This window comes from Candidatus Enterococcus myersii (assembly GCF_017316025.1).
Taxonomy (GTDB): Bacteria; Bacillota; Bacilli; order Lactobacillales; family Enterococcaceae; genus Enterococcus_C; species Enterococcus_C montenegrensis.
The window spans coordinates 1-20,680 of sequence record NZ_JAFLVT010000010.1 but is presented as its reverse complement, the minus strand read 5'-3'; the positions used below and the strand labels follow the sequence as shown (position 1 = coordinate 20,680).

Annotated in this window: 17 protein-coding genes and 2 pseudogenes; 2 read left to right on the top strand and 17 right to left on the bottom strand. The window is 37.0% G+C overall.

What is annotated here, in order from left to right; genetic code table 11:
- Positions 1-179: 179 nt before the first annotated feature.
- The 4 genes and pseudogenes from JZO76_RS08905 to JZO76_RS08890 all read right to left on the bottom strand — a co-directional run bounded on the left by JZO76_RS08905 (position 180) and on the right by JZO76_RS08890 (position 4,962).
- Positions 180-1,370, bottom strand: a pseudogene (locus JZO76_RS08905) (IS256 family transposase).
- A 303-nt stretch (positions 1,371-1,673) separates the two neighbouring features.
- A complete protein-coding gene (locus tag JZO76_RS08900) occupies positions 1,674-3,143 on the bottom strand; it encodes an ABC transporter permease subunit (RefSeq protein WP_206903755.1) in 1,470 nt (489 codons plus the stop codon).
- The gene (locus tag JZO76_RS08895; RefSeq protein ID WP_104858748.1) at positions 3,144-4,037 is read right to left on the bottom strand and encodes an ABC transporter ATP-binding protein; all 894 of its coding nucleotides are present in this window, start codon (positions 4,035-4,037) and stop codon (positions 3,144-3,146) included.
- Positions 4,024-4,962, bottom strand: a complete 939-nt coding sequence (locus JZO76_RS08890) for an ABC transporter ATP-binding protein (RefSeq protein ID WP_010739381.1) — start codon at positions 4,960-4,962, stop codon at positions 4,024-4,026. Before JZO76_RS08890 ends, JZO76_RS08895 begins: the two co-directional genes overlap by 14 nt.
- 184 nt (positions 4,963-5,146) lie before the next feature.
- Between JZO76_RS08890 and JZO76_RS08885 the strand changes: the two genes are divergently transcribed.
- Positions 5,147-5,707 carry a TetR/AcrR family transcriptional regulator gene (locus JZO76_RS08885; RefSeq protein WP_010739382.1) on the top strand — a complete coding sequence of 187 codons (561 nt, stop codon included), beginning with the start codon at positions 5,147-5,149 and terminating at the stop codon, positions 5,705-5,707.
- Between the two features lie 301 nt (positions 5,708-6,008).
- The gene (locus tag JZO76_RS08880; protein ID WP_002292163.1) at positions 6,009-6,449 is read left to right on the top strand and encodes an OsmC family protein; all 441 of its coding nucleotides are present in this window, start codon (positions 6,009-6,011) and stop codon (positions 6,447-6,449) included.
- A gap of 358 nt (positions 6,450-6,807) precedes the next feature.
- On the opposite strand, the gene JZO76_RS08875 is transcribed toward JZO76_RS08880, so the two are convergent.
- From JZO76_RS08875 to JZO76_RS08815, 13 genes and pseudogenes are all read right to left on the bottom strand, one after another.
- Positions 6,808-8,712 carry a heavy metal translocating P-type ATPase gene (locus tag JZO76_RS08875; RefSeq protein ID WP_206903754.1) on the bottom strand — a complete coding sequence of 635 codons (1,905 nt, stop codon included), beginning with the start codon at positions 8,710-8,712 and terminating at the stop codon, positions 6,808-6,810.
- A 198-nt stretch (positions 8,713-8,910) separates the two neighbouring features.
- On the bottom strand, positions 8,911-9,144 hold the full coding sequence (locus tag JZO76_RS08870) for a heavy-metal-associated domain-containing protein (protein ID WP_003142316.1): 234 nt from the start codon (positions 9,142-9,144) through the stop codon (positions 8,911-8,913).
- Positions 9,145-9,290: 146 nt separating this feature from the next.
- A complete protein-coding gene (gene lgt, locus JZO76_RS08865) occupies positions 9,291-10,145 on the bottom strand; it encodes a prolipoprotein diacylglyceryl transferase (protein ID WP_068710168.1) in 855 nt (284 codons plus the stop codon).
- A complete protein-coding gene (locus tag JZO76_RS08860) occupies positions 10,130-10,468 on the bottom strand; it encodes a hypothetical protein (protein WP_028790832.1) in 339 nt (112 codons plus the stop codon). Before JZO76_RS08860 ends, lgt begins: the two co-directional genes overlap by 16 nt.
- Before the next feature lie 228 nt (positions 10,469-10,696).
- Positions 10,697-11,401: a Crp/Fnr family transcriptional regulator gene (locus tag JZO76_RS08855; RefSeq protein WP_206903753.1), complete on the bottom strand. Its 705-nt coding sequence runs from the start codon at positions 11,399-11,401 to the stop codon at positions 10,697-10,699.
- Between the two features lie 144 nt (positions 11,402-11,545).
- The gene (locus JZO76_RS08850) at positions 11,546-12,118 is read right to left on the bottom strand and encodes a Dps family protein (RefSeq protein WP_002292150.1); all 573 of its coding nucleotides are present in this window, start codon (positions 12,116-12,118) and stop codon (positions 11,546-11,548) included.
- A 539-nt stretch (positions 12,119-12,657) separates the two neighbouring features.
- A complete protein-coding gene (locus JZO76_RS08845) occupies positions 12,658-13,422 on the bottom strand; it encodes an ABC transporter permease (protein WP_002318452.1) in 765 nt (254 codons plus the stop codon).
- The gene (locus JZO76_RS08840) at positions 13,419-14,072 is read right to left on the bottom strand and encodes an ABC transporter ATP-binding protein (protein WP_010742427.1); all 654 of its coding nucleotides are present in this window, start codon (positions 14,070-14,072) and stop codon (positions 13,419-13,421) included. Before JZO76_RS08840 ends, JZO76_RS08845 begins: the two co-directional genes overlap by 4 nt.
- A gap of 83 nt (positions 14,073-14,155) precedes the next feature.
- The gene (locus tag JZO76_RS08835) at positions 14,156-14,578 is read right to left on the bottom strand and encodes a cupin domain-containing protein (protein WP_002307506.1); all 423 of its coding nucleotides are present in this window, start codon (positions 14,576-14,578) and stop codon (positions 14,156-14,158) included.
- Positions 14,579-15,554: 976 nt separating this feature from the next.
- Positions 15,555-16,736: pseudogene (locus JZO76_RS08830) on the bottom strand (DNA topoisomerase); the annotation flags it as partial.
- A gap of 252 nt (positions 16,737-16,988) precedes the next feature.
- The gene (ltrA, locus tag JZO76_RS08825) at positions 16,989-18,875 is read right to left on the bottom strand and encodes a group II intron reverse transcriptase/maturase (protein WP_206903752.1); all 1,887 of its coding nucleotides are present in this window, start codon (positions 18,873-18,875) and stop codon (positions 16,989-16,991) included.
- 736 nt (positions 18,876-19,611) lie between these two features.
- A complete protein-coding gene (locus JZO76_RS08820; protein ID WP_010733593.1) occupies positions 19,612-19,974 on the bottom strand; it encodes a toprim domain-containing protein in 363 nt (120 codons plus the stop codon).
- On the bottom strand, positions 19,974-20,591 hold the full coding sequence (locus JZO76_RS08815) for a recombinase family protein (RefSeq protein ID WP_206903751.1): 618 nt from the start codon (positions 20,589-20,591) through the stop codon (positions 19,974-19,976). Before JZO76_RS08815 ends, JZO76_RS08820 begins: the two co-directional genes overlap by 1 nt.
- Between the last annotated feature and the right edge of the window lie 89 nt (positions 20,592-20,680).

The window sequence follows — 20,680 nt, the reverse complement described above, 5'->3', positions numbered from 1 at the left end:
TAAGCTTTAAAAAGTATTCAGAATTTAGTCATGTTATGGATCCAATAAAGTAGATATGGAATATTTATTTTCTCTTGTCTAATTTATAAGAACTAAATGATTTCATCATTGTTTTGACACTTTTAGTTGGGAGCGTCAATAATTTTGTGTAAATGGTTCTTCCCTACTGTAGATTGTTTCTAATTCTCCATTGGTTGACTCAGCATTTGTTCGAGCTCGCCTTCGGCCTGTTGGAAACCTTTATGACTGCGACCTAGGAATTTTTGGTTGTGAGTATCAAAAGACGAGACTAAGAAACGTTCCATCGACTCTTCATTTTGGAACTGTTCCTTGCGGTGGCTGTATTTCTTGATTTGCTTATTAAAGGATTCAATCAAGTTCGTAGAGTAAATAGTCTTGCGTATGGCTAATGGGAAATCATAGAAAGTGAGCAGGTAATCGTTCGAAAGGATCGATTCCACCATTTTTGGATAGCTGATTTTCCATTTTTACGCAAAAGCACCACGTGCTTCCAATGCCGCCTTTTTAGATGACGCTTGATACACCATTTTAAAATCATCACAGACTTCCTTACGATCATCGACACGCACTTTGTGACTGATATTACGGGAAACGTGCACACAGCAATGTTGAAAACGGGCTTTGAGGTAGAACCGCTGCACGGCCCCTGCCATCCCCTTTAAGCCATCCGTGATGAAAAGGAGGACGTTTTTCACGCCACGTTGCTGGAGGTCTATTAAAATCTCTTCCCAAATCGTGATAGATTCAATTGGTGCAATCGCATAACTTAGTACTTCTTTAGTGCCGTCTTCTCGTATACCAATGGCAATATAGATTGCTTCTTTGGAGACGGTTTGCCGTTTTAAAGGAATATAAGTAGCATCCATGAAAATAGCGACATACTTATCATTTATAGTTCTAACTTTAAATGCATTTACTTCTTCAGTCAGCACTTTAGTCATGTTGGACATGGTTTGGGGCGTGTAGTGATGCTCATACATTTTCTCAATCAAGTCTGCGATTTCCGACATGGTAATACCTTTTCGGAAGAGGTGAATGACGGTCTCCTCTAAGGTATCATTCGTCCGTCTATAAGCAGGAACAGTCTGTTGCTTGAACTCGCCGTTGCGGTCGCGCGGAATCTGGAGATGAAGTTCCCCGTACTCGGTCTTGACCGTACGGTCATAGGAGCCGTTACGAGAATTACCCGTGTTAAAACCAATGCGATCGTACTTTTCGTAATAGAGGAAAGCCGTTAACTCCGTTTTGAGAAGCGTATTGACAGCTTTTTCCAAATGGACACGGAATAATTCATTCAAATCGCCTTTGTTCGCTAGAGTCTTTAGAATTTCTGTAGTAAAATCGTTCATATGGAAGTCCTCTTTTCTGTGAATGTATTGTGGTAACTCTATTCTACAGAAGGGACTTCCTTTTTTCTATTTACACAAAATATTTTACACTCTCATCAAATCATTAGAATCGTGATAAGACATTGTATTAAATCTAATCCTTTATCCATTTCTTATCAATCTTACTTCGCACCATCTCCAATACTTATTAGTTGCCAGGTCAACTGTTATCAGATCATCTTGCCCGTCTCATTCTCTTTCTCACATTATATTCTCTTCATTTATCGGTAGCTGCTAAGGAATTTACTGATAGTTCTTTCAATATTAAAGTGGTAAATCTTTCTTTGTAAAGATAACATTTGACGCTGCATATAGAACGAAAGCAATGGTTCCTAAAGCAACTAATCCCCAACCAAACTCGCCACTAGCTAATATCGCATCTGTATCAAATAGAGTTGTTATCGTTAGATACTCGAGTATAACTGGAGCATCGTCCATCAGTTGCTGAACCATAGTAAGTAGGAAGAAAGCAAATGGTATCCCCCCACCGATAGCTAAAGCTAATCCTGAGCGGTTAAATAGAGTTGATGCGAAGAATGAAACAGAGCTTATGGCTAGGATTAAGATGAGTAGACCAAGACTTAACCAAAAATAAGTTTCTGTATCAAATTCCAGAGCAGCATCGACAGATCTTGCAGATGATACCATGGTATGGTTTGCCATCGTAATGATTTGTTTTTTATTTAAATCAGTTGCTTTCATAGACGCCTCTAAAGCGGTAGGATCTTTAATTAAAGTCAAATTATCTTTCACTTGGGCACTATTCATATTTAAGGCCTTTGCAGAAGAGTCAATAACAGCCTGTAATAAGAGTTCGCGATTGGCTTTCGTAATCATGACAGTTGGCTGAGATTTTCCTTTATTTTCTTCATTCTTTTCAGCTTTAAGTGCAGTTATTTCATCTGCTAGAAATTGACGGTACTCATTAACAGAAATTCCTTGTACACTTGCACCAGCCTTCAATGCGTCATTACTTGCTAATATCATCGCCGGGTTTTTGATCAATTCCTCAGTTGTGATTTCAATATCATCATCTTCCATGTCATCATCATCTTCATAGATATCCCGACGTTCATCGGTGATAATTTTTGCAGCCTCTTCATAGGAGTGATCCTTGATGACCTCTCCTAAGTATATTGAATAGGCGTCCAGATCCATATCGCGAGCTTCAGCAGCATCTCGCATAGCTTGTTCATTATCTTTAATTAAATATAAATGTTCAGATAGATAACCTTCACTTTTATCTAATGTTTCTGATGCTTTTTCTATATCCTCTGTGATCGGATAGCCCGTCACGTTGTTGTACTTTAATTGAGAGGCACCTAAACCGGCTAATGAAACAATGACATACATTAAAATAACCGATAAGATGAGGTAAAGCGATTTGGTAAAAATGACACTTGAACGTTTTATGGGTGTTGATAAAGTATAAGCCATAGATCCAGAGTCTACCTCGCTCACTACAAGAGTATTTGCTGTAAATACAACATAAACAATTCCAAGAATAAGACCAATCAGTTTATAGAAATTTTCTAAGTTTCCTAAGAGACTGTCCATTGATGAGAGAAGACTGGAAAAAGCGGTTCCTTTCGCTGCAGCGGCAATCGATGCATATCCTTCCGCATCATAACCTATGATGAAACCAGATAAAATGACTGAAGCGACGATTGTGATAATTGCCCATAGTTTCCAATTGGTTTTGATACTTTGCTTAAATATTGGTTTTGAAAACATTTATACTCCCTCCTTAAATATCTCAGTAATATAATCTTCAAATGAGAACTTAATTTCTTTAAAATAGACCAAGTCAAAATCTTTTAAATCTTGAATGAGATAATTAATATTTTTATCATGAATTTGAACGACAACTTGTAAATCTTCCGCTTTTACCATAGTCAATTGGTATCCTAAATTTAAGAAACGTTCGAAATCGGCAAGTGATTTAAATTCCATTCGATAACTTTTATTCTCGTTATAACGAATGTCTGCCATGTCTGTGATATCAATAATTTTGCCCTCTCGGATGACTGCGACTCGGTCACTGACATCTTCCACTTCTTGGAAGATATTGCTAGACATAAGAATCGTTTTTCCTTGTTTCTTTTCTTGTTTTAAAAGATCAAGGAAGATGTCACGCATTAGAGGATCTAAACCTGTAGTTGGTTCATCCATAATTAAGATATCTGCATTAGATGCAAATGCTGAAACAATAGCTGTTTTTTGTTTCATCCCTTTACTCATGGAACGCACATTGGCCGTCACATCTAATTGAAGAAGATTACTTAACTCTTTAGCACGTTCCCAACTTCCGCGTCCAGATAAATAGATTTGATCTTTTAAAAACTCTTCACCGGTTTTGTTTCCTGGAAAATTGATCTCACCAGGAATATAAGATACATAACGTTTGACTTCTGCACTACTTTTGGTGGCATCAAGTCCATTAATAGTGACGCTTCCTTCATCAGGTTTCAGGAAACCCATCAAGTGCCGGATAGTAGTCGTTTTCCCTGCACCATTGATACCTACTAAGCCATAGTTTTCTCCTTTTTCAATTTCTAAAGATACATCGAATATTCCGCGTCCATTTCCATAATCCTTAGTCAAATGTTTAATATCAATGTAAGCCATATCGCAAATTCTCCTCTCCAGCAGCCACTGTTTTCTTACGATCATAAAAGTCCATAAAGTAATCTTCCAAAGTAAATTTAATTTCTGAAATAAAATTTACCTTTACCTTACTTAATTCTGTAAAAAATTCTTGCATCTTCTGATCCGTTAAGCTTAGTTTAACTTGATTTTGTTCAGGTCTTTTAGTTGGAATAGTAAATTCGGTATTTTCTATAAACTTCTGATAATCCTCAAAACTAGCAAACTCAATTTTGAATGATTTATTCGTACTCTGCTTCAATTCATTGGATTCAACTGTTGAAACCACTACCCCATTCTTAATGATGGCAATGCGATCACATGTTGCATCCACTTCAGTAAAGATGTGACTAGATAGGAGAATTGTTTTCCCTTCTGATTTTTCTTTTAAGATAAATTGAATGAAGCGTTCTTGCATAACAGGATCTAATCCTGAAGTAGGTTCATCTAATATCAATATTTTTGGATTATGCATAAAAGCAGTAACGACCGCTAGCTTTCTTTTGGTCCCAAGACTCATTTCTTTAATCTCTTTAGAAGTATCTACTTTAAAGAGCTCTTTAAGCTGCTCTGTCCTTGTCATATCAGTAATTTTTCTTGCATTTGCCATGAACTCGATAAATTGGTCTCCTGTCATTCCTTTTGGAAAAGCCAACTCTCCAGGTAAATAACCAACATCTTGTTTAATATTGGCTGCTGATTTCCAACTATCTTTTCCATTAATAGAAAGTTCTCCCTCATCAGCTTTAGAAAAGCCCATTAAGTGGCGAATAGTTGTCGACTTTCCAGCACCATTCGGTCCCAAGAATCCAAAAGCTTCTCCCTCATTTATCTCAAAAGAAACATCAAATATTCCACGTCCATGTCCATAGTCCTTGGTCACATGTTTCACTTCAATAACTGACATCATATTCCTACCTTTCTTTTAAATATCGATTATAAGATAATTAACAATCGTCTCTTTATTTACAAATGTTATACTATTTATTATACTAGTCTCACAAAGGGGGACAAGAGACATATTTTCAGGATCTGATAAATAATTTACATTTTTTCGATAATTGATACTTTCTCTAAAAAGGAGGCCCTATATGCAACAATTAGATTTAAGGGTTCAAAAAACTCATAAGGCACTTATAGAAGCATTTGAAAACTTATTACATGAAAAAGAATTTGAAAATATTTCAGTAACAGAAATATGTGATGCTGCTATGGTTCGACGACCAACTTTCTACAAACATTTCTTGGATAAATATGATTTTATAACCTTTTTTATTAAACATAAAATGAATGAAATATTTGATTTTGCTATCAAAAACTCAAATGAAGAAAAAGACAACTTTTTTATTATTGTTTTTGAACAACTATTGGATCAATTTGATAATCTCTTATATCTCATTTTCAGTATTCAAATGAATGCTAATATCATTTTTGAACTTGAAAGTGTGCGCGAGTACGGGAAGAGCATGCTAGGTAACCGCATAAAAAAAGGAGCTAGTGACGAAGAATTACCCATAGAGCTTAGTTATAAAGGACAGATCATTATGGGGATCACGATTCAATCCGTCTTTTGGTATAAGGAGAAAAGAAATCAAATTAGTCGTGAAGAAATTATTGAACTATATACACAGACTTTAGAAAAATTTAGCTAATCGAAGAATTGAAATGGATTCTATGTCAAGGACATTTTAAAAAAAGAAACCTTATGAAACTAAAATGGATTGAAAAGGACCCTATAAAGGCACTTTTTTTAGTGTCTATTCTATAGGATCCACTTTGATTTATGTTTGCTGCTTTTTTCCATGCATTAACCTATTCAATTGCACAAAAGATTTTTATTTTTTGCCAAAAAATTCAAAAATATAAATTTTTCTGTTTCTCATGTGACTATGCGGGTAAAAATAATGCTTTCATGATACGATAAAGTTATTAAATTAAAAGGAGGTTATTTTTATGGCAAAAGAAACATTTCATGCAGTAGCTCAGTCAATTGGTGGAATGAAAGTTTCATGTACATCCAGGAATTTTGAATTTATTTTGGATGAACCAAAAAATTTAGGTGGATCAGATGAAGGGATGAATCCGATTGAAGCTTTATTAGCCTCTCTTGGAGCATGTAAAGTTATTGTAGCTCGGTCTTTCGCTAAAGTGCAGGGCATAAATTTAAACGATATCCGTGTAGAGATAGATGGAGTATTAGATCCTGATGGTTTTATAGGAAAAAATAAAGCAGCTAAAATAGGCTATTCTGCAATCGTATCTAAATTTTATATTGAAGCTGATAATACTGATGAAGAGATTTCAGATTTTATCGCATTTATTGATCGTACTTGTCCGGTAGCTGATACCATTAAAAATGCACCTACGACTAAATCAGAAATCCATAAATTATAAACTATGAATTAAAAAAGATTCTTCTCATTTTGCACTAAACAGGTATTTCTATTTTATTTCTTGTCTTTTCGAAGGTATACATATCTATAAAAAAGACGAGAGAAAAAAACTAGTTAAATCAAGATTTTAAATACATTATTTTAAGCAATTTCATGTGTTACAACTTAATAGGAATTTAAATTTTATTATTAAATTTTTTAATCATTTACACGAAAATTAATTTTATAAAGAGCATACTCTATACTCTTCTTTTTTTTCAAGAACTCAAAAAAGCGGAAAATCCCAGATTTAAAAATCTGAGTTTCCGCTTTTGTCATTTCAAGGATGGACTATTGTCTCAGCCTCTTCTAATTTATTCTTAAGATATTTTTACTTTCTCTGCAGGTGCTGATACTTCTTTTTGTTCTTTTCGACCTTCCAACTTATACTTCATTAATCTCATGCCATTGAAAATTACCACCAAGATACTACCTTCATGAACCAACATTCCGATAGACATATTCATCCATTCGCTGAAGAAGACGCTAGTCAACAAGACCAACACTACTCCAATTGAAATCACGATATTTTGTTTCATATTATTTGCGGTGGCTTTTACTAATCCTAATGCGTGAGGCAAGTTGCTGAAGTTCGAGTTCATTAAAACGACATCGGATGTTTCAATCGCTACGTCCGTTCCGCTTCCCATTGCGATTCCAATGTCTGCTAAAGCTAAGGACGGACTATCGTTAACGCCATCTCCAACAAAGGCTACAATTTGACCACGTTGTTGAAGTTTTCCAATATAAGCCGATTTGTCTTCCGGCAACATGTGGCCGTGAGCTTCGGTCAAACCAAGTTCGCCGGCGACCACATCAACGGTTCCTTGGTTATCTCCTGAAAGAACGACTAGATTTTTCACGCCCAAGTCTTTTAATTCCTGCAAATTAGCTTTCACACCCGGACGGACTTGATCGCGAATGCCCATCAGTACTTTTAATTCACCGTCGACCGCTGTCAAAACGAGAGAGTTCCCTTGTTGTTCAAACCGTTTGACATCTTTTTGCACTTTTTTGCTGAGAGTGACATTTTCTTTTTCCATCAAGGCCACATTCCCAACAGCCACTCTATGTCCAGCTACACTTGAAACGATTCCGCCGCCTTTCACGACTTCAGTTCCTTCAACAGGATAAAAGTTTGTTTCTCCAATTTGATTTAAGACCGCTTTTGCTAATGGATGATCTGATTCCCGTTCCACACTGGCCAGATAGCCAAGCGTTTCAGCAGAATCTTTTTCATACAGTTCAGTCGCTGCAACGGTTGGGTTTCCGACAGTTAAAGTACCTGTCTTATCAAATACAATTGTATCCACATTGCTGAAGTCTTGAATGACTTCACTCCCTTTTAAAAGAACACCGTTACGAGCACCATTCCCAATACCGGCAACGTTTGAGACAGGCACTCCGATAACTAATGCGCCTGGGCAACCTAGAACCAAGATGGTGATTGCTAACTCAATATTTTGACTGAACGCCCATACAACAATTGCCAGAACCAAGACAGCTGGTGTGTAGTATTTAGAAAAGCGATCAATGAACCGTTCCGCTTCGGATTTAGAATCTTGTGCTTCTTCCACGAGTTCAATAATTTTTCCAAATGTGGTGTCCTCACCAACTCGGTCAGCTCTAATTTGAATCGTTCCGTTTTCTAAAATGGTTCCTGCAAAAACTTCTGCATCAGCTTGCTTGTTGACCGGAACAGCTTCGCCTGTAATGCTAGCTTCATTGATATGCCCTTCACCCGTAAGGACTATGCCATCTACTGGAACTTTCGCACCCGTTTTAACGAGTAAGATATCCCCTTCATCTATATCATCCACTTCTACTTCTTCAAATTCGCCATTATCCATTTGTTTCAAGGCGCTTTCGGGTGCCATTTCAGTCAATTCTTTGATAGCAGATCGCGTTTGGTTCAATGTTCGTTGTTCCAAGTAGTGTCCGAATAAGAATAAGAACGTGACAATAGCCGATTCTTCATAATTTTGAATAAAAAGCGCACCAATCGCTGCAATACTGACTAAGACATCAATACTGATGACTTTGACTTTCATTGCTTGAAACGCTTGAATGGCAATTGGCATAATCCCAAAGACAGAGGCGATAATCAAAGACCACTCTGAAAGTCCTACGTTTTCTAAAACAAAGTGACTGAAGAAACCGAGTACGATTAACAATCCACTGATGACGGTGATAACATTTTTCTTGCTTAATATATATTGTTGCATGCTTTTTCCCTCCAAATTTAATTTCTCTTTTATTGATAAACACAATATAAGATAATTGCCTAAGTAATTAATTGACTGACATCAAGTTTAGAAAGTTCTCTTTTATCGTTTCTAAGCACCTCGAATCGGATTACAACAAAAAAAGCAATCCTGAAAAAATAGCTTTTCTTCCAGAATTGCCTAAGTTCATTTAATCTGTTAAGCGGCCTTGACTTTTGTTTTAAGGACCGGATAGCCTACGTTTTCGATAGCTTTTTGAATCTCTTCAATCGAAGTGACAGCTGAATCAAAATTGGTTTTGACTTTGCTGGAGTTGAATAATACTTTAATGCTGTCTTTATCAACACCGTTAACTGATTTTACGGCACCTTCAATTTTTTGCATACAACTTGGACAAGACAACGTTTCTAATTGCAATATAGCTTTTTCCATAATTCCTATCTCCTTTATGTGTTTTTATTTTATCGGCAGCAGATTAATGAATACTGCCTTTTCCTCTTTACAACTGTAATATAGCTCACTTTTAGCAAACGAAAATTGACGGCTATCAAGTTTTGCACTTCTTTTTATCTTTTTGCTCAATTCACCATCTTAATAGTCTTTTTCTGCCCCTTATTGCCATCAGAATAATAAGAAATTGGTGGATAATCTTGTCTGCGTATAAACCATACTACAATCGCGCCAATAAACAGGGCCAGAGACAAGGCTTGCGAAACGCGGATCCACTCGCCAATCCATAAACTGTCCGTTCGCATACCTTCAATGAAGAACCGACCCACTGAGTACCACAAAACGTAACTCAAAGCGACTTCTCCTTGACGCAAAAGCTGTTTTCGGTTCCGTATAGTGACGATGAGGACAAAGCCCAACAAACTCCACAATGACTCGTATAAAAAAGTCGGATGGTAGTAGGTACCATTGATATTCATTTGTTCAATGATAAATTCAGGTAAATAAAGATTTTCCAAGAATTGACGAGTAACCGGTCCACCATGAGCTTCCTGATTCATAAAATTGCCCCAACGACCAATGGACTGGGCTAACAATACATTGGGCGCTAAAATATCAAGAACGAGTGCCAAAGAAGTACCTTTTTTCTTTGCATACCAATATAGCGTACCCCCTCCTGCAATCAATCCCCCATAAATCGCAATGCCGCCATTCCAAATCGCAAGGATTTGTCCTGGATTTTGCAGATAATAACCAAGTTCAAATAACACATAATAAAGCCGAGCGCCGAGGAGTCCAATCGGAATTGCCCATAAGGCCATATCGATAATGGTATCCTCTTCCAGTCCTTTTTTCTTTGCTTCCTTGGTGCTCAACTGGAGAGCCGCTAATATGCCCGCTGCAATAATGACTCCATACCAATGAATCACAACAGAACCAATCTCCACCACATGGGGATTCAAAACGCCTAATACGAATCCCATTCTATTTGCTCCATTTCTTCAATTTTTCGCGTCATTCTAGTCATGGTGATGCTGAACAAGATTCCGGCTAAGCTCCATGGAAACCAAACAGTGAATTCACTTTTAGCTCCCTGGTCACTCGCTTCGTAATACGCCACTTTTCCGTGTCCGATTACGCCGGCTCCTTTTACAACTTCCTCTTCTTTTTCCATAGCTAACCTATCTGCCTCAACAACGTTAGACGTTTTTGCTTCGCCGCCAATCGTGTTCTTGGTGAAAGGGACGACAAAGAATGCACCCGCTGCTGACAACGTGATGGCAACTATCACCCAAAAATAATGCACATTCACCCCTACTTATTTTTACGTTTTGTTCGGCAACCCTATCTTAAAGAAAAATAAAACAAAGAAACTTGAGGATTATCATGTTTGTGCTTTTATTTTTCCAATGAATGAAGGTCGTTCTGTCTTAAAAAAGCCAAAAACGGACAGATGGAAGCAAAAGCACTGAGTTCTGTCCCGTTATTAATGAAGAGCGACAGAACACCAACGTGTAGAAAAAAGTGTGTCCGATTATTCGCTGTAAAGCAATAAATCATCTAAATCCTGAATCTTGATCCTTTTCCCAGACAGCTGTTGAATCAATCCCTCGTCCTCCAATTCTCCAAATTTGTGACTGATGGTCTCAGGTGTCGTTCCTAAATAGGAAGCAATGTCCTTTTTTTCCATCGGCAGGGTGATGGTGGGAGAGTTGCCCATTTCAGGTTCCACATTTTCTGCCAAAAACAAAACTAAACGGGTAATGACACTCTCCAAGGCTACTTGTGTCGTTTGACGTTCTGAACTTTCTAACCGTTTAGACATTTCCGCCAATAGTTTTAAAGAAATAGCTGGGTATTGTTCCAGAAAATCTTGGACATCTTTTTGCTGAATCATACAGACAACGGTATCTCGGGTTGCTTCGGCATATTCCTCGTGTACTGCATCCGGGTTGAACAAGGTCCATTCTCCGGTGAAATCACCAGGGTTCAAGATCCGCACTAGCTGCTCTTTGCCAGAGTCTGCCAATCGATAAATACGGATTTTCCCACGATTGATAATATATAAAGTATCCTCTTTTTCTTGTGAACGAAACAGAAACTCTCCTTTTTGATACTGTTTCGTGTGGGCTTTTTCAGCAATGTAATTCATCGCGCTATCCTCTAAGTGATTGAATATTGGAACCAAGCGGATACAGGCTGCGTGGTCACCAATTTTATGATGGGTATGTTTAGTCAATTCATTCTCCCCCTTTATTTATTTTGTTTATATTCGCTGCTTTTATTATATAAGTCTCTTACTACAAAAAAATTGATGCACATCAAGAAAATGGAAAAAGGACTGGAAAGAATTCCAATCCCTAAATCAGCTTCTACTTTTACCTTAATCTTCATCCTCATCAAGAGCGTCATCATCTTCTAATGCTTCTTTACCAATGAACGCTTGCAGCATCCAAATGTTCTTGTCTAAGTCATTTTTAAAAGCAATCAATGTATCTTCTAAAGCATCGTCACCCTCGTCTTGAGCTAAACGAATCGCGCGAATAGTTAGGTCACGAGTGCTTCTGAAGTCCTCGATAATATTTTCAACCATGTCTTCTGCTTTAGCGTATTTATTAACTGCATCTTCCGAAAGCATCGAATATTTTTCAAATTCAACCGTTGTCGAAGCAGGTTTATGCCCAGAAGTAATTAGACGCTCCGCAAGTTTGTCGAACCATTTTTCATTTTCGTTATACAACTCTTCAAATTTTTCATGCAACGTAAAGAAATTGGCTCCTTTTACATACCAGTGATATTGGTGCAGTTTCACATGTAATGTATGCATGTTGCCTAAAAGATGATCCGCAATGGCCGCTGCATTAATTTTCGTATGATGAACATGTTCCTTGTGTTCTTGTTCTTCTTGCAATCTTTCTTGGGGTGTTCTTTCTTGAGTAGCTTTATTTTCAGTCATGATTTATTTCTCCTATAATTTTGGTTTGTTTAAAATAGCTTTCTTTGATTCCTCCTTTTTCTTTACTGAATTTAGTATAGGATAGATTTCCGTTAAAAAAATTGACGCTCATCAAGAAAAGTATTTCTTAATAGACACCAGGCTTCTCTATTAAATTCAACTGAAATAATCAAAGGAATGAAGTCGTTCCCTCCAAACAAAAATTTCATTAAAGTAGGGCCTAAAAAAAGAATAGCAACTATACTTTGTCAAGAGACCTGACTGCTATTTTTTTGCTTGTTATTCTTCAATTACCAAATGTCTTGCCTTGCAGTATATTTAATGCTCTTTCTCACTAGTGTTGCATGCAACACTATCCAGTTGCTGCACTATATAAAAAATTTCATCATAGTTTCGCCCTAGTCGTTCCAAAGATTCGATGACAAAAATATCCTTCTTCCTTAAAAAATGAAGTTCTTTTTGCAATTATTCTCGTGAGGTCTTCTTTTAACTACATAAAATTGTAACCACTGGTTTTAAGAGTAGTGTATCATCCCAAATCATATAATTAATTGACTGCGATTGTTATAAAACTCACGGTAAGCCATATAACTAGCAATAAACGAAGAAATCGCAGTAACTGAAATCAACATAAACATCACAACAATTTGGTAACGAATCGCTTGAACAGGATCAATTCCCGCAAAAATCAACCCTGACATCATACCTGGTAGGCTGACAAGTCCAACCGTTTTTGTTCGGTCAATAGAAGGAGCCATGCCCGTTTTGACGCTTTCTCTTACAATACTCATGGACGCTTGTTTTTTATTGGCTCCCAATGCCAATTTTTCCAATACCTGTTGGCGTTGGTCCGTAAATTTTGAATTCAAAGACCGATAGGTCACTCCAATCGCAGTCATGGCGTTGCTGGCAATCATGCCTGTAATTGGAACGATTTGGGAAGGGGACCAGTCAATGACTCCTGAAAAAACAAGAATGAGTAAGGACAAGGCTGTTCCTACTCCAATAGCCGTCGTTGAAATTTTAAAAGAGCGGTTGATCCCCTCACTGCGTGTATGGGCGTTATAAGAAGCGTTGAACACAATGAACAAAACCATCGCTAAAGTGAGAAAGTTGTTATCCACTCGTAATACGTAGCTCAATACATATCCAATAAGGAATAATTGAACGACAGCGCGAATTCCCGCAATAAAAATGTCGTTTCCTAATCCCAATTTCTCTTTGTAATCAATCAACAAGGCAACTATCAAGAGGACAGAGGATAAAAGCAAAGAAAGATTACTGATTTCCAAATTGTTTGTCATTTCGATTCCTCCATTTTTCCACCTTTGATAGTAATCAGACGAGAAGCTTGGTCGATTTCTTCCTGGTTGTGAGTGACGGCCAACACCGTAGTTTGTTGGTCTTTCATCATGTCTCGGACTAAATCAAGGACAATCGCTCTGTTTTCTTGGTCCAATGAACTGGTAACTTCATCCAGGAGCAACACTTTCGGTTGATACATCAAATTTCGGACCAATGCAACCCGTTGTTTTTCCCCTCCTGATAGTTCCTTGACCTCTTTCGATAAGTAAGTTTCAGGTATTTGAACTCGTTCTAACAATTTTTTTGCACGTTCCCGATCAAATCCTTCTTCTCTTATGCGGGCAGGAAAAGACAAGTTTTCTTGAACTGTCTCATCGAATAGAGAAGCGTTTTGAAAGAAATAAGAGACTTCTTTTCTATACTCCACAGGATCGATTTTTTGCAGATCCGTACCTCGATAATAAATTTTTCCGGAAGTTGGGGAAAGCAGCGTACCAATTAATTTCAAAAGGGTACTTTTTCCACTTCCAGAAGGACCAGAAAAAACAATCACTTCCCCTTTGTTTACTGTAAAAGAGATATCTTGAAGGATTTGGTTTCCGTTTGCCTGAAAACCAACCTTCTCTAATTTAAACAATGAATCACTCATACCACTTCTCTCCTTTATAAAAAAGCCCTGCACCAGTGGACCATCCATACGGGTGCAGGGCTTTTGTTTCATCCTAGTGTACCTCAGTGTTCGTTTGGATCGTTTTTGGCGTCTTCATGAGTAGGGTGAACCGTTCCTTCAAGGTGATCTGGACCAGCATAAATGGTATACAGTCTGAGCGGCTTATCACCGGTGTTTTCGATGTTGTGCCACATGTCCGCCGGAACAAATACGGCGTCATCATCCATCACTTTTTGTTGAACATGTAAGTTATCTTTAGAAGGCCCCATTTTACACACGCCTTCTCCTTCTTCAATACGGATAAATTGGTCAATGCCTTCGTGCACTTCCAAACCGATGTCATCGCCCGGTTGAATGGACATTACGGTGACTTGCAGTTTACTGCCTGTCCAAATGGTCGTCCGATAATTATCATTTCCTGTGGTGGCGTCTTCAATATTAATGATATACGGCTTCTTCCCATGATCCTTGTAGTCTATTTCCATCTTCCATTCCTCCTAGTCTTTGTACTGAAACAATGATACCTACTTCTTATTTATAATAATTCTAATTAATGGTACCACATCTAAAATTCTATGCAAAAAAATTGGCTTTTTGGAGAGCGATTCTAAACAAAGACCATATAACGCGCAATTACAATTGGTACCCCTTAATCCTCAGCACATAAGGGAAAAAATATGGAATCAAAAAATAACCGATATGTACTCTGGTTATGACTTGAATCAGGGAGAATTTCAGAGACGACACATCATACTTTTTTAGTTTGCACTTGTAAACTAACTAGCGTACATTAAGTTTATGCTCACTATCAAGCGTTGTCAATCCTTTAGACTCTTATCAATTTCGAAAGAAAGTAGCAAGGTTATTGATTGTGACTGTAAAAGTGGGGTGTTCCTATAAGCACATTAAACTATCTTCTCTAATTTATCATGCTATTTAAATTCTGTTTTTTCATGAGAATTTTTGTCCAAAATTTGTTAAAATGATTTTAAAAAATACTTACATGCACAATCCCCAAAAGACACTAATGTCATTTCAGTCAAAAAAGATACCGCAGAAAATTTCCACCTGAGATTCAATACGATATTACTCTCTTGACAGCCAGCTTAATTCCTTAGTTGAATAGATTATTAAAGTGCACAAAAAAAACAATGCGGCGTTTGTTATATTTTCTGGTATAAGCGACGGTGCTATAAACTTTTTTGCAGATTAAAAATCATATGAATTTAACTCCAGTAATAAGAGTTTAAGTGCCAATGCATAAATGGAGGCATGTCCAGCACTATGCGAATGCTAAAACATCAATAGTACAGGAAATCATGAAAAGAGCGAATAGTAATAATGCTTAAGGAGAGTGTCATGTTTTCTTGGTTTGTTATAGGAGGTTATATCAATGAAAAATACAGTAGATAATTTGTCGAAAAGTAAAGTTATTTTAATGTGCTTATAGGAACACCCCACTTTTTCAGTCACAACAAGTTTATTTTTAATGACTTGGATATATTCTTTTTGTTTCAAGGCTTCAATAATGCTTGCTCTTGTCGCTTCTGTTCCGATTCCCTCGACTTCTTGTAAAATCTTGATTGCTTCTTCATCATCAACCGTTTTATTAGCGGTTTTCATAGCGGTTAAAAGTGTACCCTCTGTAAAAGCTTTCGGTGGTTGTGTTTCTTTTTCGGCACTCTTAACGTCAACCTCGGCATGTTCGCCAATGATAACCAGGGGTAACGTTTGAACGTCCTCTTTTTCTTCTTTGTTTTGCTGTTTAAAAAGAATTTTCCACCCTTCTTGCTTTGGTGTCTTGCCAATCGATTGAAACAGCAAATCAGCTACTTTCGTTTGTATCTTGGTTTCTTCATACAAATAATCAGGTAGAAACATGGCAACGGTCGTTTTAACGACTAAAGCATAAATTTTTCGTTGCAAATCGTCCATTTTCGCTAATGCAGATTCGGTAGGTACTTGTTTTGTTGGGATAATGGCGTGGTGTTCCTGTACCTTACTACCGTCCACATAACGCTTTCTAGGCGCTGTTTGAACCATTTCAAGATCAAGTCCTAAAAAACCGCTATATTTGCCAAAATTCGCTTTTAAATAAGCAAATTCGTTCTCTGTAATAAATGGGGTATCTGTTCTTGGATAACTCAATAATTTGGCTTCATACAATCCTTGCATAGCTTTTAAAGTTTGGCTCGCTGTCGCTTTATAAAGCTGATTAACTTTTGATTGCAAACTACTTAAAGAAAACAAACTCGGACTATTCGTTTTCTTCTCTTTGGTTTGAACATCAGCAATTATCCCCTCTTGATTGCCTATTTTAGCTTGTTTAGAAGAAACAAAAGCTAAAAGCTCCTCTTGGGTTTTAAAACGCTGTGTGGGGCTTAGAACGCCCTTAAATGACCCTTGGTTTACTTTTATACTAGCTTCCACCTCGAAAAAAGGTTCTTTTTTAAAATTCTCTATGGCTTCCTGGCGCTGAAAAATAAGATATAAGGTGGGCGTTTGAACACGTCCTAGTGAAAATGTACCTTGTACGCCCTTCTGTTGTAAATTTAACGTATACAAAGGGCTTGCATTCATGCCGATCAACCAATCGGCAATTTGGCGTGTTTGCGCTTCTTGATAAAAGGGATAGTAATTCATTCCTGGTTGCAAATTTTGAAAACCGCTTCGAATCACATCTTTTTCTAAGCTATTGATCCATAGTCTTTTAAATGTTTTATCTTTTGAAAAGGCATTTGCTTTATGGATAATCGACCAGGCGAATATCGATAGGTAAACTTTTGAAATAATCTCCAGTTTTTCCCCCGATCCACACCGTACATGCGATTTTCACCGCACACGGCGTTCCATCAACAAATTAAACCTTTTGTTTTCCTAAGTCTCGCAACCAAATTAATAATGTAGTGAGGTGTTTCTAACTAACAACCTTAATTTATTCAGCCTTTTGACCTGTTCATCATTAAGGTTTAATAAGGTCATATATCGCTGAATAGTATCTTCCTTGGTAGCATGTATTAGAATATGAACTTCAGGTTTAACAATAGTCAAGTTACTATACTTGTCATCTTTAGATAAATGATAAGGTATCTTATGATGACAATGCATATCTAGGACATTTAGTTCTTCACCCGTTACCGAACACTTACCCGACTGAGCTATAAATAATGAAATTCGATTATCATTAAATTCCACTGTTGCTCTGTCGCTGACTACAGGATGGCTCCTGATCCAACGAAGTGCTATTTCAGATACGGCTGATTGATTACGATGAATGAGCTCACGTCCCTCAGGGGTGTATTTATTAATTTTAACTTTAAGGTACATAGGGTTCCTATGTTGTACAAAACTAACTGGTATAATTGGGCGTCCCGCCAGGTATCTAATATTCTTTGACTGGACGTAGTTCAATATCCCTTTATCTTTACCAGTATATTTACCCATTTTTGTCAATCCATCGATAGACAATCGATTTCTCATTGTCAGAAGAACTGAGTAATGAACTTTTTTAAAATCTTTATTAACGTGAGTTGCTATTCGATAGTAACCGTGCATGCCAATAACTTTACTATTATAATTCCCTATAGCTCTAATAGTATTCATGCTATTAGGTGATTTTTTGATTTCCTTGATTTGCTCTTTTAGTTCTATTCTCATACGGTTAATTGCTTTATCTGAAACATGAGAATGCATTACATATCTATTTTTCCCTTTTCTTTCTAGTTTCAAGTTGAAACCTAGAAACTCACTAGTTTCCTTACGAAGGTTCGTGATTTTGGATTTTTCAATAGATACGGGTAAATGCAATCGTTGTTCCAACCATTGTATCGAAGCATGATAAAGTTGTTCAGCCGTTTTTCGGTCATGGCAAAATAATTTAAAATCATCTGCATAACGAACTATATAGAACTCTTTTAGTTTTGTATGTGAGCGCATTTTCCTATGGTGATTTCCCATATGCTCGGTTCCATTAGCATTGTATTGTGTCTTAATTTCAGACATATGCCTTGTTTCCCATTGTTCCGATACCCACCAATCAAATTCACTAAGATTAATATTGGCTAATAATGGGGATAAAATCCCACCTTGTGGTGTCCCCTTTTCGGGAAATTGAATAGTACCATTAGGCAATACAACTGGAGCTTTTAGCATTTTGCGGATAATAGTGAGAAGTTCCTTATCCCGTATACCCATAGTCCACATTTGTCGCATTAATTTTGAGTGCCAAACTTCATCGAAGAAACCTTGAATATCTATATCAACACAATATCCCATTTTTATAATATTCATCTTCTTGGCACAATCAGCAATTGCATGTTCGGCAGACCGATTAGGTCTAAAACCGTGACTATGTGGATTAAATTTCGCTTCACATATTGGTTCTAATACTTGTAAGATACATTGTTGAGCTACCCTATCCCAAATAGAAGGAATTCCTAATGGTCTAGTTTTTCCATTTGGTTTAGGAATTTCAGTTCGCTTAACTTTTCTTGGTTTGTAAAATTTGAACCGTTTCTTAACTATATCAAGGTATCTTTCAGTTGTTAGTTTTTCAATATCTTTAATGGTTTTACCGTCAATACCTGCCGTAAGACTTCCTGAGTTGCGCTTTATATTACGATACGCAAGCAAGATATTGTCATCGGATATGATAATTTTCATTAATGACTTGAAATTTTGATTTTCTACACTACGTTGATACAAGTTATCATAAGCTTCTTGCATTCCATAATACTCAGAATATCGAAGCTTATTATTTTTCTTGTTTCGGTGGTTGTTCATAGTTCGTCACCCCCTAGTTATTGGTTGTGACCTTTTGGTCTTACAGGAATCTATGGTTTGACTTAGGTTACTTAATAAATTGATTTAAATTTGTTGACTTGTGGCTATTCCTCCAGTTCCATTACAGAACCTTCACCGGTCATGCCACTACTTTCACCAAGATAAATATAAGTTATATACTAATACTTTCCTTATATCCGCTTCATTGCGTGTGTGCGCTCCACGTTCTTGGCTTCCCACGTTCCTTCAGTTTTATCAATGTAATAGCTTAGGTGCTGGCTTTTGCCCTGTATCACTTCAAGTGCCTATAACACTTCACGGAGTTTCATAAAAACAATTCTTACTCCACCGCATGATACCGTAGAGTGACATGATTTCTTCAATCATGTTCTACCCGACACATTTCTGTGCCTTAGGCGTTTAGGACAGTACATTCGCCAGTTCGTCAGTGCTTTTACACACATTCTCACCATACTATACTTTTTGCGACCTCCGGCATATTAGATACAGTTCCTACCTCTAGGAAATTTTCGTGCAGACCAATGTTTATCATTTCTGCTTACGGTATCCTTCTGCCGACTTCACCGAGCTTCATACCATTTCTTTTAACACGTAAGAAATAGCATGTCGGAGTATTAAGGGAGGCGTTTCAAGGCGTTACCCTATCATTCCACCTCTCAAACTGAAAGTTCTCCACTAATGTCTGTTAAGCCGTTAGTGTGCCTAGTCTTTTCAACTAGAAACATGTCGCACTATTTTCACCTTCTCTGTCGCTATCTGTTGCGACAATGATTGTATTTGCTTGTTTTAAAAGTTCAGCAACAATTTTAAACTGCTTTTTTTTATCTGTTGCCACTTCAAAATCGTATCGATCAGGAAAAATAGGCAATGATTCAAGTTTCCAATTTTGCCACTTTTCGTCATAATGACCTGGTTCTGCTAACTCGACTAAATGCCCAAAACCAAACGTGATAAACGTTTCATCTGCAAAGATTGGGTCTTTGATCTCAAAATAACCGTCTTTTTTGGTGCTTTGTTTTAAAGCACTTGCATAGGCTAATGCCTGGCTTGGTTTTTCAGCTAAAATAACCGTACTCATTAACTATCCCTCTTTTCATTGTTTTTTCTTTGATCGACTGTCACGTTATATCTTGATCGATACCTTCTAAACGTTCGGCGATTAATTCCAGTTTGTTCTTCAACTTCTTTATCGGAACAACCATTCAAAAATAAATCAAAAGCATGTTTTAAACGTGGATCATTTTCTTTAAATTTATGTTGTCGCCCTTTGAATTTTCCTTTTTTCTTAGCAATTTCAATTCCTTGGGCTTGGCGTTCTTTAATTCGTTTGCGTTCAGATTCCGCTTGGTACTTATACAATTCAATCACTAAATTATTAATCAGCCGTCTTAAATTTTCATCTTCAATACCATTCATTGAGGGTAAATTTAAGACTTCCAGGGTTGCCCCCTTAATTTGAATTTGATTCATCAATTCTGTTAATTCTTTATTATTTCGTCCTAATCGATCTAATTCAGTAACAACAACTATATCCCCTTCACGAATATAGTTAAGCATAGCTTGTAATTGTGGGCGTTCGACCGATTGACCGCTTAATTTGTCTGAAAAGACCTTAGAAACGCCCTCTAACGCTTTCAGTTGTCTATCTAAGTTCTGTTCTTTGCTACTAACACGTGCATACCCTATTTTAGTCATTAGCATCTTTCCTTTTTTAAAATTCCACTAGCAAATATATAAACTAAACTTACTTATTTAGTAGCTTTCCTGGATTTGAGTCAATATCT

What these genes read in the sequence shown, in the direction of transcription:
- ltrA (WP_206903752.1), bottom strand. Translation starts at nt 18,875, where the DNA reads ATGAACAACCACCGAAACAAGAAAAATAATAAGCTTCGATATTCTGAG.
- JZO76_RS08870 (WP_003142316.1), bottom strand. Translation starts at nt 9,144, where the DNA reads ATGGAAAAAGCTATATTGCAATTAGAAACGTTGTCTTGTCCAAGTTGT.
- JZO76_RS08900 (WP_206903755.1), bottom strand. Translation starts at nt 3,143, where the DNA reads ATGTTTTCAAAACCAATATTTAAGCAAAGTATCAAAACCAATTGGAAA.
- JZO76_RS08875 (WP_206903754.1), bottom strand. Translation starts at nt 8,712, where the DNA reads ATGCAACAATATATATTAAGCAAGAAAAATGTTATCACCGTCATCAGT.
- JZO76_RS08885 (WP_010739382.1), top strand. Translation starts at nt 5,147, where the DNA reads ATGCAACAATTAGATTTAAGGGTTCAAAAAACTCATAAGGCACTTATA.
- JZO76_RS08835 (WP_002307506.1), bottom strand. Translation starts at nt 14,578, where the DNA reads ATGGAAATAGACTACAAGGATCATGGGAAGAAGCCGTATATCATTAAT.
- JZO76_RS08880 (WP_002292163.1), top strand. Translation starts at nt 6,009, where the DNA reads ATGGCAAAAGAAACATTTCATGCAGTAGCTCAGTCAATTGGTGGAATG.
- JZO76_RS08890 (WP_010739381.1), bottom strand. Translation starts at nt 4,962, where the DNA reads ATGTCAGTTATTGAAGTGAAACATGTGACCAAGGACTATGGACATGGA.
- JZO76_RS08845 (WP_002318452.1), bottom strand. Translation starts at nt 13,422, where the DNA reads ATGACAAACAATTTGGAAATCAGTAATCTTTCTTTGCTTTTATCCTCT.
- JZO76_RS08815 (WP_206903751.1), bottom strand. Translation starts at nt 20,591, where the DNA reads ATGACTAAAATAGGGTATGCACGTGTTAGTAGCAAAGAACAGAACTTA.
- JZO76_RS08895 (WP_104858748.1), bottom strand. Translation starts at nt 4,037, where the DNA reads ATGGCTTACATTGATATTAAACATTTGACTAAGGATTATGGAAATGGA.
- lgt (WP_068710168.1), bottom strand. Translation starts at nt 10,145, where the DNA reads ATGGGATTCGTATTAGGCGTTTTGAATCCCCATGTGGTGGAGATTGGT.
- JZO76_RS08850 (WP_002292150.1), bottom strand. Translation starts at nt 12,118, where the DNA reads ATGACTGAAAATAAAGCTACTCAAGAAAGAACACCCCAAGAAAGATTG.
- JZO76_RS08820 (WP_010733593.1), bottom strand. Translation starts at nt 19,974, where the DNA reads ATGAGTACGGTTATTTTAGCTGAAAAACCAAGCCAGGCATTAGCCTAT.
- JZO76_RS08840 (WP_010742427.1), bottom strand. Translation starts at nt 14,072, where the DNA reads ATGAGTGATTCATTGTTTAAATTAGAGAAGGTTGGTTTTCAGGCAAAC.